Genomic DNA, 15,938 nt, shown 5'->3' with positions numbered 1-15,938 from the left:
ACGGTAGGAATCAGCGGACGTCGAGAAGTGTCTTTCCTGTTGTCGCGCGCGATTCGATCGCCGCATGAGCGTCTGATGCGTTTTCCAGGGGAAAACGCTGTCCGATCACGGGCGCCAGGCCGCTGTGCAACGCCTGCTCGGTGTATCCCCGCAGGGCGTCCGGCGAGCGGTTGGGCTGCACGAGCGTGACGCCCCGCGCGGCCGCCTCCTCGGCACCGATGCCCGCCCACTCGCCGCTCGCGAGGCCGTAGGAGAGCATCCGCCCGCCGCGCGCCAGGAGCGTGAACGCCGAGCGCGCGATCTCACCGCCGACCCCGTCGAAGACGACGTCGAGCGGGCCCGCGACGTCGTCGTAGAGGACGGCCTCCGCCCCGAGCGAGTCGACGAGCGCGAGCTTGGCCTCACTGCCCACCGCGCCGACCACCGTCGCTCCGGCCGAGCGAGCGAGCTGCACGAGCAGCGTGCCGACGCCGCCCGCCGCGGCCTCGACCAGCACCCGCTCGCCCGCGGCGACGTTCGCCGCCTTGAAGAGCATCGTCGCCGTCCGCCCGTCGGCCAGCAGCGCGACCGCGGCGTCGAGCGCCATGCCGTCCGGCACGTCGAGCAGCGCGCTCGCCGGCACCGCGACCCGCTCCGCGTACCCGCCGGACCCGCCCAGCGACGCGATCACGCGGCGACCGTCGACGACCCCGCCGACGCCGTTGCCGGGAATCATCGGCAGCTGGACCGGAAACGGTCCGCGCCCCGCCCGCACCTGGGTCTCGACGAACGTGATGTTCGCGTGCACGACGTCGATGACGACCTCGCCGGCGGGCTCGTCCGCCTCCCCGGGGACGAGCACCGACGGCGGGCCGAACTCACGCAGCCAGACTGCTCGCACCGACGGCCCGGTCGTAGTTGAGCCGCAGCAGCGCGATCACGTCCTGCACGTCGTCCTCGGTCTCGATCCGGCGCGCCGCCCAGCCCTTCCTGCCGGGGAAGACCGAGTGATAGTCGATGCGCCCGGCGTCGTAGAGCTCCTGCCAGACGGCCTTGGGGAAGCCGAAGTGCGCGACCCAGTCGCCGTGGATGTGCCCGATCTCGCGCCGGCCGACCTTGAAGGAGAACTCGCCGCGGCTGCCGGCCCCGGCGGTCACCCCGGGCCAGGACGCCACTTCAAGCGTGATGATCTCGTCGGCTGTCATGGGAGGAATGGTCCGCGCAATCGCGGACCATTCCCATTGGCAATTGGTCCTAGGACCGATAGGCGACGGTTTCGCGGCAGCCCGAGTCGGCGGAGCGCAGCATCGCGTCGCAGATCTCGGCCGCGCGGTATCCGTCCTCGAACGTCGCGCCGTGGGGCGCGATGTCGGTGTCGTCGCGGATCGCGGTGAGGAAGTGGTGGAGCTCGTGGACGAACGTGTGCTCCCAGCCGATCATGTGCCCCTGGGGCCACCAGTGCTCCCAGAACGGGTGGTCGGCCTCGGACACGAGCACGTTGCGGAAGCCCTGGGAGAGCTTGCCCGGCGTGGAGCCGCGGTAGTGGACCTCGAGCTCGTTCAGGCGCTCGATATCGAAGCTGAGCGAGCCCTTGGAGCCGTTGATCTCAAACTGCAGCGCGTTCTTGCGCCCGCTGGCGAAGCGCGTCGCCTCGATCGTGCCGACCGCGCCGTTCGAGAAGTCCACGACCGACTCGACCGCGTCGTCGACCGTCACGGCGCCGCCCTCGCGGTCCTTGACGAAGGTGCGCGTGTGGGCGGAGACAGAATCGATTTCGCCGACGAGGTAGCGGGCGAGATCGATCACGTGCGCGCCGAGGTCGCCGAGGGCGCCGGAGCCCGCGACATCCTTGTCCAGGCGCCAGACCATCGGGAAGTCGGCGTCGATGATCCACTCCTGCAGGTAGCGCCCGCGGAAGTGGAAGATCTCGCCGAGGTCACCGGACTCGATGATCTGCCGAGCCAGCCGCACGGCGGGCACGAAGCGGTAGTTGAAGGCGCACATCGCCTTCACGCCCGTGGCCTGCACCCGCTGCCACGTCTCGTAGGCCTCGTCCGCGGTGCGCCCGAGCGGCTTCTCGCAGATGACGTGCTTGCCCGCCTCGGCGGCCGCGATCGTCGGCTCCGCGTGGAAGTTGTTCGGCCCGGAGTTGTCGAAGACGCCGATCCGCGGGTCGGTGACCAGCTTCTGCCAGTCCGTCACGTGATCGGTGAAGCCGTAGCGGCGTGCCGCGCCGGCCACCGCCTCCTCGTTGCGGCCCGCGATCGAGACCAGCTGCGGCATCAATGGCGGGGGCCAGGTCATGTAGGCGAGCGTCTTGTACGCGTTCGAGTGGGCCTTGCCCATGAACCCGTAGCCGAGCATGCCGACGCCGATGGTGGGGATGTCCTCCCCGCCCGCCGACTCGCCCATCGTGACGAAGCCGACCTTGCTCACGAACCCTCCCTCGCGAACGCCGCGTCGAACGCGAGCGTCGACGGAGCGAAATCGCTCGCCCGCACGAAGGCCAGCGCGTCAGGCGCGCCCCAATCCCTGTCCATCCCTGAGTCCTCCCATTCGACCGACAACGGTCCCTGATAGCCGATCCGATTGAGCGCTCGCAGCAGCGCCTCGAAGTCCACGTCGCCGTGCCCGGGGGACACGAAGTCCCAGCCGCGGCCGGCCTCGCCGAAGTTCAAATGCCCGCCGAGGATCGACGAGCGGCCGTCCAGCCGCCGGATCGAGTCCTTGATGTGCACGTGGTAGATGCGGTCCGCGAACTCGGTGACGAACGCCGGACTGTCGAGGAACTGGTGCTCGAAGTGCGACGGATCGAAGTTGATCCCGAAACCCTCGCGGTGGTCGATCGCCGCCAGCGTCTTGCGCGTGGTGACGAAGTCGTAGGCGATCTCGGTGGGGTGGACCTCCAGCGCGAAGCGCACACCCTCGGCGTCGAAGACGTCGATGATCGGCCCCCAGCGCTCGGCGAAGTCCTCATAGCCCCGCTCGACCTCGGCGAAGTCGTTGGGCGGGAACGAATAGAGCATGTGCCACACCGCCGAACCGGTGAACCCGGTCACGACCTCGACGCCGAGCGCGGCCGCCGCGCGCGCCGTGTCCTTCATCCGCTCTGCCGCGCGTTGGCGCACACCCTCGGGCTCTCCGTCGCCCCACACCTCCGGCGGCAGCACCCCTGCATGACGCGAATCGATCGGGTCGCACACCGCCTGACCCACGAGGTGGTTGCCAATCGCCCAGCAATTGAGGCCATTGCGCTCGAGGATCTCGCGCCGGCCCGCGATGTACGACGAATCGGACAGCGCTTCCGCGACGTCGAAGTGATCCCCCCAACAGGCCAACTCGAGGCCGTCGAACTCCCACTCTCCGACCTTGGCGGCCAACTGCTCGAGCGAGAGGTCGGCCCACTGGCCGGTGAACAACGTGACGGGTCGTGCCATCCCTTTCCTCCTCCTAGGTCTTGACGATCTCGAGCTGCACGCCGGCGGCCCGGTAATCCTGCGCCGTCTGCTCGTCGAGCCCGTCGTCGGTGACGATCGCGTCGAGCTCCTGTGCCCGGGCGATCGTCAGCAGCGAGGCCCGGCCGAACTTGCTCGAGTCGATCAGCCCGATCGTTCGCGCGGCGTTGGCGCTGGCGACGTTGATCACGTCGGCCAGCGCACGGCGTGAAGTGGTCAGCCCGGCATCCAGCGTGAGGCCGGCTGAAGAGCAGAACGCGAGCTCGAAGTTGAGCCCGGCCAGGAAATCGGTCGTCCAGCGGCCCGCGAGCAGCCGCATGTGCTGGTCCAGCTCGCCCGGCGTGACGATCACGAGGATGCGCTCGTCCACGAGCTCATACGCGATCGCGGGTGAGTTGGTGACCAGCGTCAGCTCCGTCGCGGGCTCGGAGACGAGCTGGCGCGCCAGGGCCAAGGAGGAGGAGGACGAGTCCAGGAAGATGGTCGAGCCGGAGCGGACCTCGCGCGCGGCGTGCGCGGCGATCGTGGCCTTCGCTCCCCGACCCGCCGCGGCGCGCTGCTCCCAGCCCGTGGGCGGGATCGCGGTCGGCGGCCCGGCGGCCGGCATCGAGCGCGCCCCGCCGTGGACGCGTTCGACCAGGCCGTCCTTGGACAGCTGCTCGAGATCGCGATGGACGGTGATCGAGGAGACCGTCAGGTCGCGCGCGAGATCGGCGACCGAGACGCCTCCGTCGCGCTGGATGCGCTCCAGGATCTGCGCCCGGCGCATGGCTGGGGGGACACTCGTCACACGCGCTCCTCGAACTCGCGGCGCCGGACCTCCACCGACAGGCCCCGGAACTCGTCGATGGCGCGTGCCAGGTGGCTCGAGAAGCGCTCCAGCGCCTCCTCGCCCTTCTCGGGCGTCGCCGTCATCGGGTTGCCGATCACGCCGGTGCGCGAGAACTCGCCGTGGTCCATCGGGAACGAGAAGTACTGGTAGCCCTCGAACTGCACGTCGGGCGCGCCGTCGGACTTCAGGAAGGATTTCGGTAGCCACGACGGCGCCTGGGCGCGGTCGTCGGCCGCTCGGTCCATGTGGACCATCCGCGCGTCGTGCGCCATCACCTGTGAGGTCTCGAGCTCGGACGCGTGCCAGCCCGGCGTCTCCTCCGGCGGGTTCTCCAGCAGGCCCTCGAGGATGCCGATGTAGCGCTCGGCGTAGGGCTTGTAGAGCGCGACCAGCGCGCCCGTCTCGTACTTGATCCGGCGCAGCAGCGGATCGAGCACCTTGACGTTGGAGCCGTGGCCGTTGACCAGGATCAGCTTGTTCCACCCGTGGTGGATGAGCGAGCGCAGGATGTCGTAGAGGACCGCGTTGAGCGTCTCGGCGCGCAGCGTGATCGTGCCGACGCTGGATTCGGTCTCGCGCATGTGCTGCGGCGAGTAGCCGGCCCAGAACGGCGCCGTGTACGGCACGTCGGCCTTCGCGGCGGCGCGGCGGGAGACCTCCAGCGCGGTGATCGTGTCCGTGCCGATCGGCAGGTGGGCACCGTGCTGCTCGCAGGAGCCGATCGGGACCAGGATGATGTCGGAGCGCTCGCGGAACCACGCGATGTCCGGCGGCGCCAGGTCGAGGATGCAGTTGGAAAAGGGGCGGCCGTCAGACATCGGCGGTCTCCGAGACGAGGGACAGGTAACGCTCGGCGACGACGTCGGCGAACAGGTGGTCGTCGACGTGGGCGTCGACGGCTTCGAAGGGGATGTCGGCGCGCAGCGCTCCGGAGAGGGCATCCAGGAACGCGCCGTCGGCGACGGGGTCCCACAGGTCGCCGCCCTCGGCATCGGCGAGCGAGAACCCGCGCGTGGGTGCGACGACCCGGACCGGGCCCGTGGCCTCGTTCAGCCGCGCGGCGACGTCGGCGCCCAGCGTGGCCTCCTCGTCGCGCGTGAGCCGCACCAGGGTCGCCACGGGGTTGTGGAAGTAGCTCTGGCGCGACTTGTAGCGCTCGGCCATCGTGTCGCGCGGGCCCTGGTTGAAGAAGTCGACGCAGCCGGGGACGACGACCTGGGGGAGACCGAGGCGGCCGGCGACGCGCAGCCGATCCGGGCCCGTGGCATGCAGGCCGTTCATCAGCGAGTTCGCGACCTCGGAGAGCGTGTAGTCGACGACGCCCTGGATCGCGCCCTCCTCGCAGAGGTGCTCCATCGCGGGGCCGCCGACGCCGTTGGCGTGGAAGATCACGGGCTCGTGGCCGGCCTCGACGAGGCGCTCGCGCAGGCGCATGACGCCCGGGGTCGTCTGGCCGAGCATCGTGATCCCGACGCAGTGCTCGCCGAGGGTCCCGAGCGCCGACCCGGCGTCCTTGACCATGCCGGCCATGGCCGCGGCGGCGTTGTCGAAGATCGGCCGCGAGATCCCGTTGAGGCCGAGGATGTCGACCACCGAGTGCATCACGCAGACGTCGCTCTCGCCGACGAAGTCCCCGAACCGGCGGCGGCCGCTGGCGCAGGGGGAGACGAGCAGCTTCGGCACGCCGACGGGGAGCGCCTGCATCGCGGTCGCGCCCAGCAGCCCGCCCTCGGCGCCGCCGAGGCAGAGCACGCCGTGCACCCGGCCGTCGGCGAACTGGCGCACCACGACCTCGCGCACGCCCTCGCGCATGAGGGCGACGGCGGCGCCGCGCGAGCCGGCGGCACGGACGTCCTCCAGCTGATGCCCCGCGGCGCGGGCGACGGCTCGCCGGCTGATGTCGGACGGGATCGTCGACTCGCCGAGGATCCCCGAGTCGATCACCACGGTGCCGACGCCGAGTGCCGCGAGGCGATCGCGCACGTAGGCGATCTCCTCGCCCTTGGTGTCGAGCGTCCCGATCAGCGCGACCGCCGGCTTGCTCATATCGTGGGTGCCGAGTTGGCCGCGAGGGCCGCGCGCAGGCGGTTCACCGAGTCCGCGGCGTAGCGGTCGTAGTAGGACTCCGGCACGGCGCCGGTCGAGTGGTCGCGCAGGAACTTCTCCATCGCGACGCCGCCGCCGGCCTCGGACGCGTCGCCGATCTCCGTGCGGTCGGAGATGATGCTGCGGTCCACGGAGGCGACGAACTCGACCGTCATGTGGCCGTCGTAGCCGATGCCGACGAGCTCGCGGACGATCGCGTCCCAGTCCAGCGCGCCGTAGCCCGGGGGCATCCGGTTGTTGTCGGCGACGTGGAAGTCGGCGAGGCGGTCACCCGCGGCGCGGATCGCGCCGAGCAGGTCGGACTCCTCGATGTTCATGTGGAACGCGTCCAGCGCCACGCCGCAGTCGCCGCCGACCTCCTCGGCCAGCGCCAGCGCCTGCTCGCAGCGGTTCAGGAAATACGTCTCGAAGCGGTTCAGCGGCTCCAGCGCGATCCGTACGCCGACGCGCTCGGCGTGCTCCTGGCAGCGCTTGAGCGCCTCGACGGCCCAGCCCCACTCCTCCGCCGGCGTGGCCATCGGGACGGTCTTCCCGACCGTGGACGGGACGACCGTGACGATCCGGCCGCCCAGTTCTGAGACGAAGGTCAGACAATCCTTGACGTACTGGACGCTGCCCATCCGGACGTAGGGGTCCTGGTCGAGCAGGTCGCGGCCGACGGTCATCAGCGTCACCGCGCCCCAGCATTCGAGGCCGTGCTTGTCGAGCAGCCCGCGCACTTCGCCGGCATCGAAGCTCTGCGGCTCCCCCGAGATCTCGATCCCGTCATAGCCGAGCCGCGCCAGCCGTTTGATCGTGTGCTCGATGGGCTCGGGCCGCATCCAGTTGTGCATCGACACCTTGATCGACATCTCGCTCCTCCGGTCTTCGGGCACCCGGTCTCTCCTCAAAGACCGAGCTTGCCGGGATTCATGATGCCGAGCGGGTCCAGCGCCGTCTTGATGGCGCGTAGAGCGTCGAGTGCCGGGCCGTGCTGAGCGGCCATGTAGGGAGCGAGCTTGAGGCCGACGCCGTGGTGGTCGTTCATCACGCCGCCCGCCGCGAGCACCGCGGTGATGCCGTCCTCCCAGATCTGGTTGTGCAGCGCCAACGCGTCGTCCCCGCCCTCGGGGATCAGGAAGCGCGCGTAGATCATCGTGCCCCACCGGTACCAGTGGGAGAAGTGCATCCGCAGCTGCAGGCCGCGGTCGGCGTAGCGGTCGCGGACCGACGTCTTCAGCGCCTCGTGGACCGCGACGATGTTCGTGTAGGACGCGACGACGTCGATCGTGCCCCAGATCGACGGCAGCTCCGGGTGATGGGGCGGCTTGTAGAACTCGTAGCGGCGGTTCCACCAGCGCTCGGCCAGAGCAGGGTCGAGCTCGCGCGCGCCCACCCCGCGTGCGAGCTCGACGGTGCGGGACCCCTCCAAGGCTGTGGCGGCCACCTCGCCCTCGCAGCACACGACGGCGCAGACGCCGTCGAGCGCCTCGCCGACGACCGGCGCGAAGGTCCGCGCGGTCGCCTCCTCGTCGTACATGCGGATGACGGAGGGGCGGTAGCCAGCGGCGAGCGTGGACCGGAAGGCCTCGATGCCGGCGTCGATGTTCGGGAACTGCAGCGTGAAGAAGCGGCGCTCAGGCGGGAGCGGGACGATCTCGAGCGTCGCCCGGGTGATGATCCCGAGCGTCCCCTCGCTGCCGATGAACAGCTGCGTGAGCTCCGGGCCGACCGCGTGACGGGGCGCCGAGACCGTCTCGATCAGCTCGCCTGACGCCAGCGCGACGCGCAGCGAGAGGACGAGATCCTCGATCTTGCCGTACCGCGTGGAGAGCACGCCGGAGCCGCGCGCGGCGACGTAGCCGCCGACCGTCGCCCACTCCGACGAGGCCGGGTAGTGGGGGAACATCAGCCCGCGCTCGTTGAGCACTCGCTCGAGCTCTTTGCCGTTGACGCCGGCCTGGGCCGTGACGGTCATCGAGCACTCGTCGATCTCGATGATCTCGTTCAGGCCGCGCAGGTCGATGACCAGCCCGCCGTGCACTGGCACGGCGCCGCCCTGCGTGCCCGACCCGCCGCCCCAGGCGACTACGGGGACGCGATAGTCGGCGGCGATGCGCAGTGCCGCGGCCACGTCGGCCTCGCTGCGCGGGATCGCGACCACGTCGGGGCGGCCGAGCGGCGTGCCGTTCGCCCGCGCCGAGATCGCCGGCCAATACGTGTCGGCGGTGTAGGCGTCAAGCTGTGCATCACTCGTGTGAATCGAGTCAGCACCGAGAACCGCCGCGAGAGCGGGCGCGAGCTCGACCAGCTGCGTAACAGAAGACTTCATCTATTGACAACGGAGCTTGCATTACCCTTCAATTGCTGTCAAGGGCATGACGAAGACTCTTCAAAACTTGTCACGGGTGGCCATTGGCATCGACGTCGGAACCTCTGCGGTGAAGGTCATCGCAGTGGGCGAGACGGGCGAGGTGCTCGAGCGCCGCGAAGTGGCCTACCCGCTATCGACACCACGGCCGGGCTGGTCGGAACAGAATCCAGATGATTGGTGGGAGGCGACTGAGAAGGCGCTCGACGGTCTCACCGACGGCGTCGCCGGCATCGGGCTTTCGGGCCAGATGCACGGCCTCGTGACGCTGGATTCCGCCGATCGCCCGATCCGTCCGGCGATCCTCTGGAACGACCAGCGGACCGCCGAGGAATGCGCCGAGATCGAGGAGCGCGTCGGCTTCGACCGCCTCGTCGAGCTGACCGGAAACCGCGCGCTGACGGGCTTCACGGCCCCCAAGCTGCTGTGGCTGCGCAAGCACGAGCCGGAGAACTACGCCCGGATCGCGCACGTGATGCTGCCCAAGGACTACGTCCGGCTCAAGCTCACCGGCGAGCGGGCGATCGACGTCGCCGACGCCTCCGGCACGCTGCTGCTGGATGTGGCGCAGCGGCGCTGGAGCGACGAGGTGCTCGACATCCTCGAGATCGACCGGGCGTGGCTGCCGACCGTGCTCGAGTCGCCGGAGGTCTCCGGGCGCACCGCGTCCGGCGTCGCGGTGGCCGCGGGGGCGGGCGACCAGGCCGCCGGCGGGCTGGGGGTGGGCGTGGACCGCCCGGGGCCGCTCAGCATCGCCATGGGGACCTCGGGCGTCGTGTTCGCGGCGCTGCCGGAGTACCGCGCCGACCCGCAGGCCCGCGTGCACGCCTTCTGCCACGCCGTTCCCGGGGCCTGGCACCAGATGGGCGTGATGCTCTCCGCCGCCGGGTCGCTCGCCTGGCTGCGCAGCGTCGTCGGCGGCGAATTCGGAGCGCTGACGGCCGAGGCCGAGCAGTGGGGGCCGGGGGCGGAGGGGCTCACGTTCCTGCCGTATCTGACCGGCGAGCGGACCCCGCACGCCGACCCGGACGCCCGCGGCGCCTTCACCGGCCTGGAGATCCGCCACAACCGCGGCGCGCTGACGCGGGCGGTGCTCGAAGGCGTGGCCTGCGGGCTGCGCGATTCCTTCGACCTCGTCGGCGGGGGTGAGCGCGGCCGCGTGTCCGGCGGCGGCGCGCGGTCCGAGCTGTGGTTGAAGATCGTCGCCTCGGTGCTCGAGATCCCACTCGAGCGCCTGGCGGTCGAGGAGGGCGCGGCGTACGGCGCCGCGCTGCTGGGCGGCGTCGCGGGTGGGCTCTGGAGCGACGTCCACGCGGCCGTCGAGGCGTGCGTCCGCACGCACTCCGAGGTCCAGCCGGTCGCGGAGTGGATCGACCCGTACCGAGAGTTGCGGGAGCGCTACCGGGCGCTCTACCCGGCTTTGCAGGCAATAACAGAGGAGACACCCTGATGACGGCCACCCTGGATCAGACTGCCCAGGTGGAGCGCGACCGCCCCGAGCACCGGTTCACCTTCGGCCTCTGGACCGTCGGCAATCCCGGCCGCGACCCGTTCGGCGGGCCGACGCGTGAGCCCGTGGATCCCGTCGACTCCGTGCACAAGCTCGCCGAGCTCGGCGCGTGGGGCGTGAGCCTGCACGACGACGACCTGATCCCGTGGGGTGTGTCGGCGACTGAACGTCGTCAGATCGTGGACCGCTTCAAGGCGGCGCTCGAGTCCACGGGCATGGGTGTCGGGATGGCGACGACGAATTTGTTCGGTCACCCGGCATTTAAAGATGGAGCCTTCACGTCCAATGACAAGAAGGTCCGTCGCGCCGCCATCGGCAAGGCGATGAACTTCATCGACATCGCCGCTGAGCTGGGCGCCGAGGTCTACGTCTTCTGGGGCGGGCGCGAGGGCACCGAGGCCGGCGTCGCGAAGGATCCGCGCGACGCGCTGGAGCGCTACCGCGAGGCGATCAACGTCCTCTCGGACTACGTCGTCGCCAACGATTACGACCTGCGCTTCGCGATGGAGCCCAAGCCCAACGAGCCGCGCGGGGACATCTTCCTGCCGACCGTCGGCCACGCGCTGCACTTCATCTCGACGCTGGACCGTCCCGAGATGGTCGGCGTGAACCCGGAGGTCGCCCACGAGACGATGGCCGGGCTGAGCTTCCACCACGCGATCGGGCAGGCGCTGTGGGCGGAAAAGCTCTTCCACATCGACCTCAACGGGCAGCGAATCGGCCGCTATGACCAGGATTTCCGCTTCGGTGCCGAGGACCTGAAGGAGAACTTCCTCCTCGTCCGCCTGCTCGAGCGCGCGGGCTACGCGGGCCCGCTGCACTTCGACGCGCACTCCTACCGCAACGAGAACGCGGAGGGCGTGTGGGACTTCGCCCGGGGCTGCATGTCGACGTACCGGCGGCTGGCCGAGCTGGCCCAACACTTCGACTCGCTACCGGAGGTCCAGGAGGCCTTCGCGGCCGCCTCGACACCCGAGCTGGCGCTCGCCTCGGTCGACGGCGACGAGGCCGACGCGCTGAAGGCCGAGGCCTGGGAGCTGGACTCCCTCGCGGCCCGCGGCTACTTCAACGAGAAGCTGGACCAACTGCTGGTTGACGTGCTCCTCGGCGTTCGCTGAGGTTGACATGAGTGGCCGGCCTGCTGTTTAGTTGGCGGGCCGGTCGAATTTAGGGTCCTAGGAGGGGAGAGAGGGTGCATCGCTTGTTCGCGACGGCGGCCGTGGTTGGAGCCGCGCTCGTCGTCGTACCAAACGCATCAGCCCAGGGGACGGACACCACGTCGCCCGTGCTGAACGTCGGCACTTTGACGCCGACGGCACCGTTGCAACGCAACGGCAATCCACCGGCCGCTCCGTCGTCGTCGACGGGCAACAACGGGTGGTTCACACAGGCCGCTCCGACGGTGCTCAACGTCACCGCGACGGATGACGTCGGCGTGACGAAGCTGCAGTACTCGACGGACAACGGCGCCAACTGGCTGGACATGACGATCACGCCGGGCCTGTCGGTCACGGGCACCGCGTCGTTGACGGCCCAGGGCAACAACACCATCCGCTACCGCGCGCTCGACGCGGCGGGCAACATCGCCCGCGGCGTGGCCGCGGCGACGACGCTCAACCAGGCGTCGGCGGTCGGCGCGACGTCGATCCGGATCGCCAGCACGAACGGCCGCGCCGTCGGCGACGAGCTCGTGATCGACACGGGCGCCAACGTCGAGACGGTCAAGATCGCGTCGATCATCACTCCGGCTCCGGCCTCGCCGAATCCGAACATCACGATCTCGCCGGCGCTGACGAAGGCACACGCCGCCAACGCGGCGATCCAGGCGTTCCCCGGCTTCCGCACGATCGCGGTGCCGATCGACACGCAGCTGCCCACCTCGGCGTGGCCGGCGACGGTGGTCAACAACCGCGTCGGGCACGGCCTCGCGCCCATCACGCCCACCCGCACGGACCCGACTCCGGGCTCCGGCAGCCCCGCGGTCCGTGATGCGTGGCTCGACGGCACGTGGGTCTACCCGCTGCCGCTTGATCCGTCGAAGCTCTCGCTCGGCAAGCACACGTGGACGCTGGGCGTCACCGACGTCGCCGGCAACGGCAACAAGGTCACGTTCACGTTCCTGGTCACGACATCGTTCGCCGACATCGACGCGCTGCTGACGCGCGCGGGCACCGCCGGGACGATCCCGGCCGCGACGGTCACGTCGCTGAAGGCCACCCTGGCGACGGCCAAGTCGGCCAACGACGCGGGCGACAAGGTCGCGGCCGTCAACGGCCTCGACGCGTTCGTGTCGCAGGTGCGCGGCAGCGTCACCGATCAGAACACCCAGAACCTGCTGGTCACCGACGCCCAGGACGTGACGCGCCAGACGCGCGGCATCGCGGACGCCCCGGCTCCGGCCGACCTGGGCGTGACCTCGGCGGCCTACCCCGGCCAGCCGCGTCACCCGTACGTCACGCCGGCGATGCCGGTCCACAACGCCAACGCCACGTTCAAGGTCCTCGTGATCGCGAACAAGAACGACGGCTCCTTCCGCCACCCGGCGATCGAGGACGCCGAGGTCATGCTCCAGGAGCTGGGCGCGGCCAAGGGCTTCGACGTCGACCTCTGGGATCCGTCCTGGACGGCCCAGTCGCTGCCGGACACCCCGTTCACCAGCGCCGCCAACCTCGCGAAGTACGCCGTGATCATCGGCGACTCCTCGGTCGGCAACAACACCTTCAACGCCGCGTACACGATGAAGGACGGCACGGTCGTCAACGAGCGCGCCGCGTTCAAGGGCTACATCAACAACGGCGGCGGCTACGTCGCGCTGCACGCCGCCAACGACTCCATGCACACCTGGCTGGAGCCGGCCGTCGGCGGCTCGCTCTGGTACCAGAACCTGCTGGGCGGCCTGTTCGTCAGCCACCCGGCGAACGCGAACGGCTTCGGCACCGACTGCGGCTCCTGCTACTGGGCCGAGGTCGTCACCGAGGACAACTCGCATCCGTCGACGACCCCCGCGGTCGTGCCCGCCAAGGTCCCGGTCGCCGATGAGCTCTACCACTTCGACCGCAAGCCGCGGCAGTTCATCCATCCGCTGCAGCTGCTGAACGAGTCGACGTACGTCGGCGCGATCGGCGTCGGCACGAACGCGTCCAACATCGAAGGCGGGGACCACCCGATCGTGTGGTGCTCCAACTTCGACGGCGGCCGTGAGTGGTCCCAGGTCCTGGGCCACAACTGGGAGCTCTACCGGACCACCCCGTGGTTCCGCGAGAGCATCTACCAGGGCATCCTCACCGCGGCGGGCTTCAAGCCGGCCAACTGCGTCACGCACGTCGAGGTCAAGACGCTGCTGAGCTCGCTGCAGGCCTCCGGCGGGATCACCGCCGCGGCCGCCACGGCCGGCACGGCTGCGGTCGACGCCGCGTTCACCAAGTACATGACGCTCACGCAGGCGGGCTACAGCTCGTCGCTGACCGACATCGCGGCGCTGCGCGCCATCGCCGCCGACCCCGCCAGCGGCGACGCCGCCTCGCGGGCGAAGATCCTGGCCAAGGCCCAGGAACTGAAGGATTGGATGGGGGTCCTGCTGGGGGCGACCTCGACCGGTGGCACGGCCACCGGCACGGTCCCGGCGACGCTCGGGCTCACGCTCGGCGCGCCTGCCTCGTTCGGCGCGTTCGCGCCGGGCATCGGCAAGACATACACGGCCGGCACTACGGCCAACGTCATCTCCTCGGCGGGTGACGCGACGCTCAGCGTCGCCGATCCGAGCGCCAACGCGACGGGCCGTCTGGTCAACGGCACGTTCTCGCTGGCGGCCGCGCTCCAGGCGATGGCGACCAGCCCGCTCGGCGCGGGCGGTGCGCTGGCTGCTGTCGGCGGCTCGAGCGCTCCGACGTCCCTGCTGACGTACAGCGGTCCCGTCGCCAATGACGCGGTCGCGATCACGTTCTCGCAGGCCGTCGGTGCCAACGAGGCGCTGCGCACCGGTAGCTACAGCAAGACGCTGACGTTCACGTTGTCGACCACGACTCCGTGAGTCATGCGGCGCCGCGGCGTCCCTCCGGGGACGCCGCGGCGGCCGGCGTCGATAGGCTCAGTCCACTCATGTGGACCCCTAAGCCGGCAATCGAGCTCTCGAGTCAGCGGGCTGTCCGGCGGCACAACCTGAGCATCGTGCTCCGGCAAGTGGTGGAACGCGGCCCGCGGTCGCGTGCGACCATCGCGCAGGACACGGGTCTCAACAAGAGCACCGTGTCGTCGCTGGTCTCCGAGCTGATGGAGTTCGGGCTGCTCGTCGAACGCGGCGCGGAACACCGCGGAACGGCCGGGCGACCGGGTTTGGTGGTCGATGTCGCGCGCGACGGCGTGATCGCTCTCGGGCTCGAGGTCAACGTCGACTACCTCGGCGTGCAGGCCACCGATCTCGCCGGTGGTTCGCGCTACAAGGCGATGGAGGCGGTCGACAATCGCGGGCGTGGAGTGGACGAGGTCTTCGAGGCCTTGGGCGCGCTCACGCAGGGCGCGCTGAACGAGGTCCAAGCACAGGGTCTGCGCCCGATCGGCGCGACGGTCGCGCTTCCGGGCCTGGTCGACATTCGTCGAGGTGCGTTGCTCGTGGCACCGAATCTGCACTGGACCGACGTGCCGGTCGTCGAGCTGCTGCGCGAGCACATCGACTCCACGACGCTGCCCATCAGCGCCGACAACGAGGCCAACCTCGCTGCCCTGGCGGAATTGTGGGAAGGCGCCGCGACGGAATACAGCGACTTCGTGTACGTCTCGGGGGAGATCGGCGTCGGCGGCGGGATCATCCTGGGCGGAGAACTATTCCGCGGCTATCGCGGGTTCGGTGGGGAATTCGGCCACACGACCGTCGAAGTCGACGGCCGGCCGTGCGCGTGCGGCTCGCGCGGGTGCCTGGAGACGCGGGCGGGCCTGGAACCGCTGCTCGCCGCCGCCGGGCTGAGCGCCGAGGCCGTCACGACCCGCGGGGCGGGCAAGCCGGTCGCCGAGTTGCGCCGGCGCGCGGAGGACGGCGACACCGCCGCCCTGGCCGCGCTGACGGAGTGCGGGCGCTGGCTCGGCGTCGCCCTCGGCACCGTGGTGAACATGCTCAGCCCGCAGGCGATCATCCTCGGCGGGTACTTCGCGCCGACGGCCGAATGGCTCGCGCCCGTGATCGCGTCCGAGCTGTCGGCGCGGGTCCTTGGGGGCAACGGCGCCGTGCCGCCGGTGATCGCGTCGCGCCTCGGGGCCGAGGCCGCGATGCGCGGCGCCGCGGCGACGCAGCTGCGCCACGTCCTCGCGGATCCCACGCTCGTCGCGATCTAGTCGCTGCCGCGGCCACGGCCGCCGTGGTCGTCGCCGCTGTCGTCGTCGTTGTGGGTCCCGCCGCCGCCTGAGCGCTCGACCTCGGTGGCGACCCAGCGGCCGGCCGAGCGACGGACGGTCGCTTCGATGCGCTTCTGCCCGGCGCGCAGGGAAGCGAACGTGACGCGTTCGAAGCGGGTGCTGCCCGTGACCTTGATCGTCACGGTGCCGCGCTCGGAGTCGCGCAGGCGGAACGTATGGCTGTCGCGGTTGACGGAGACGACCGTGCCCTCGAAGGACCGGGTGGCAGCGCCGGCGGCGGGGACGCCGGCGGTCAGGGCCGCGACGGCGATCAGTGCGGTGGTGAGGAGCTTCTTCATGGACCGCAACTTGACGAGTCGG

General features: G+C 70.3%; 14 protein-coding genes. 4 read left to right on the top strand and 10 right to left on the bottom strand.

The window, feature by feature from the left end; all coding sequences use genetic code 11:
* Positions 1-10 precede the first annotated feature (10 nt).
* The 9 genes from OM076_RS46150 to OM076_RS17515 are packed head-to-tail and all read right to left on the bottom strand — an operon-like array spanning position 11 to position 8,683.
* Positions 11-880, bottom strand: coding sequence for a zinc-binding dehydrogenase (locus OM076_RS46150; protein WP_270041332.1), 870 nt, complete (start codon positions 878-880; stop codon positions 11-13).
* On the bottom strand, positions 858-1,184 hold the full coding sequence (locus OM076_RS17550) for a luciferase domain-containing protein (protein ID WP_270041331.1): 327 nt from the start codon (positions 1,182-1,184) through the stop codon (positions 858-860). Before OM076_RS17550 ends, OM076_RS46150 begins: the two co-directional genes overlap by 23 nt.
* A gap of 49 nt (positions 1,185-1,233) precedes the next feature.
* A complete protein-coding gene (locus OM076_RS17545) occupies positions 1,234-2,391 on the bottom strand; it encodes a Gfo/Idh/MocA family protein (RefSeq protein WP_372518052.1) in 1,158 nt (385 codons plus the stop codon).
* 20 nt (positions 2,392-2,411) lie between these two features.
* Entirely contained in the window at positions 2,412-3,416 is a 1,005-nt protein-coding gene (locus tag OM076_RS17540) for a sugar phosphate isomerase/epimerase family protein (protein WP_270041329.1), read from the bottom strand.
* Positions 3,417-3,429: 13 nt separating this feature from the next.
* Positions 3,430-4,203 (bottom strand): DeoR/GlpR family DNA-binding transcription regulator, encoded by a 774-nt coding sequence (locus OM076_RS17535; RefSeq protein ID WP_270041328.1) that lies wholly within the window; start codon positions 4,201-4,203, stop codon positions 3,430-3,432.
* Positions 4,204-4,220: 17 nt separating this feature from the next.
* Positions 4,221-5,084: a creatininase family protein gene (locus OM076_RS17530; protein WP_270041327.1), complete on the bottom strand. Its 864-nt coding sequence runs from the start codon at positions 5,082-5,084 to the stop codon at positions 4,221-4,223.
* Positions 5,077-6,312 carry a Tm-1-like ATP-binding domain-containing protein gene (locus tag OM076_RS17525; protein ID WP_270041326.1) on the bottom strand — a complete coding sequence of 412 codons (1,236 nt, stop codon included), beginning with the start codon at positions 6,310-6,312 and terminating at the stop codon, positions 5,077-5,079. The genes OM076_RS17530 and OM076_RS17525 overlap by 8 nt, the downstream gene beginning before the upstream one ends.
* The gene (locus OM076_RS17520) at positions 6,309-7,217 is read right to left on the bottom strand and encodes a sugar phosphate isomerase/epimerase family protein (RefSeq protein WP_372518051.1); all 909 of its coding nucleotides are present in this window, start codon (positions 7,215-7,217) and stop codon (positions 6,309-6,311) included. The genes OM076_RS17525 and OM076_RS17520 overlap by 4 nt, the downstream gene beginning before the upstream one ends.
* Positions 7,218-7,258: 41 nt before the next feature.
* Positions 7,259-8,683 carry an FAD-binding oxidoreductase gene (locus OM076_RS17515; protein ID WP_270041324.1) on the bottom strand — a complete coding sequence of 475 codons (1,425 nt, stop codon included), beginning with the start codon at positions 8,681-8,683 and terminating at the stop codon, positions 7,259-7,261.
* A 46-nt stretch (positions 8,684-8,729) separates the two neighbouring features.
* Here OM076_RS17515 and xylB point away from each other — a divergent pair, with 46 nt between their 5' ends.
* The 4 genes from xylB to OM076_RS17495 all read left to right on the top strand — a co-directional run bounded on the left by xylB (position 8,730) and on the right by OM076_RS17495 (position 15,557).
* Entirely contained in the window at positions 8,730-10,172 is a 1,443-nt protein-coding gene (xylB, locus tag OM076_RS17510) for a xylulokinase (RefSeq protein WP_270041323.1), read from the top strand.
* On the top strand, positions 10,172-11,350 hold the full coding sequence (gene xylA / locus OM076_RS17505) for a xylose isomerase (RefSeq protein ID WP_270041322.1): 1,179 nt from the start codon (positions 10,172-10,174) through the stop codon (positions 11,348-11,350). The genes xylB and xylA overlap by 1 nt, the downstream gene beginning before the upstream one ends.
* Positions 11,351-11,424: 74 nt before the next feature.
* Positions 11,425-14,262, top strand: coding sequence for a ThuA domain-containing protein (locus OM076_RS17500; RefSeq protein WP_270041321.1), 2,838 nt, complete (start codon positions 11,425-11,427; stop codon positions 14,260-14,262).
* A 137-nt stretch (positions 14,263-14,399) separates the two neighbouring features.
* Positions 14,400-15,557 (top strand): ROK family transcriptional regulator, encoded by a 1,158-nt coding sequence (locus tag OM076_RS17495; protein WP_270041320.1) that lies wholly within the window; start codon positions 14,400-14,402, stop codon positions 15,555-15,557.
* Here OM076_RS17495 and OM076_RS17490 read toward each other — a convergent pair.
* Positions 15,554-15,916, bottom strand: coding sequence for a DUF5666 domain-containing protein (locus tag OM076_RS17490; RefSeq protein WP_270041319.1), 363 nt, complete (start codon positions 15,914-15,916; stop codon positions 15,554-15,556). The two genes, OM076_RS17495 and OM076_RS17490, sit on opposite strands and share 4 nt — an antisense overlap.
* Between the last annotated feature and the right edge of the window lie 22 nt (positions 15,917-15,938).

The organism is Solirubrobacter ginsenosidimutans, from assembly GCF_027587205.1.
Note: the sequence above shows the minus strand (reverse complement) of the source record. Positions and strands in the feature narration are given on the sequence as shown.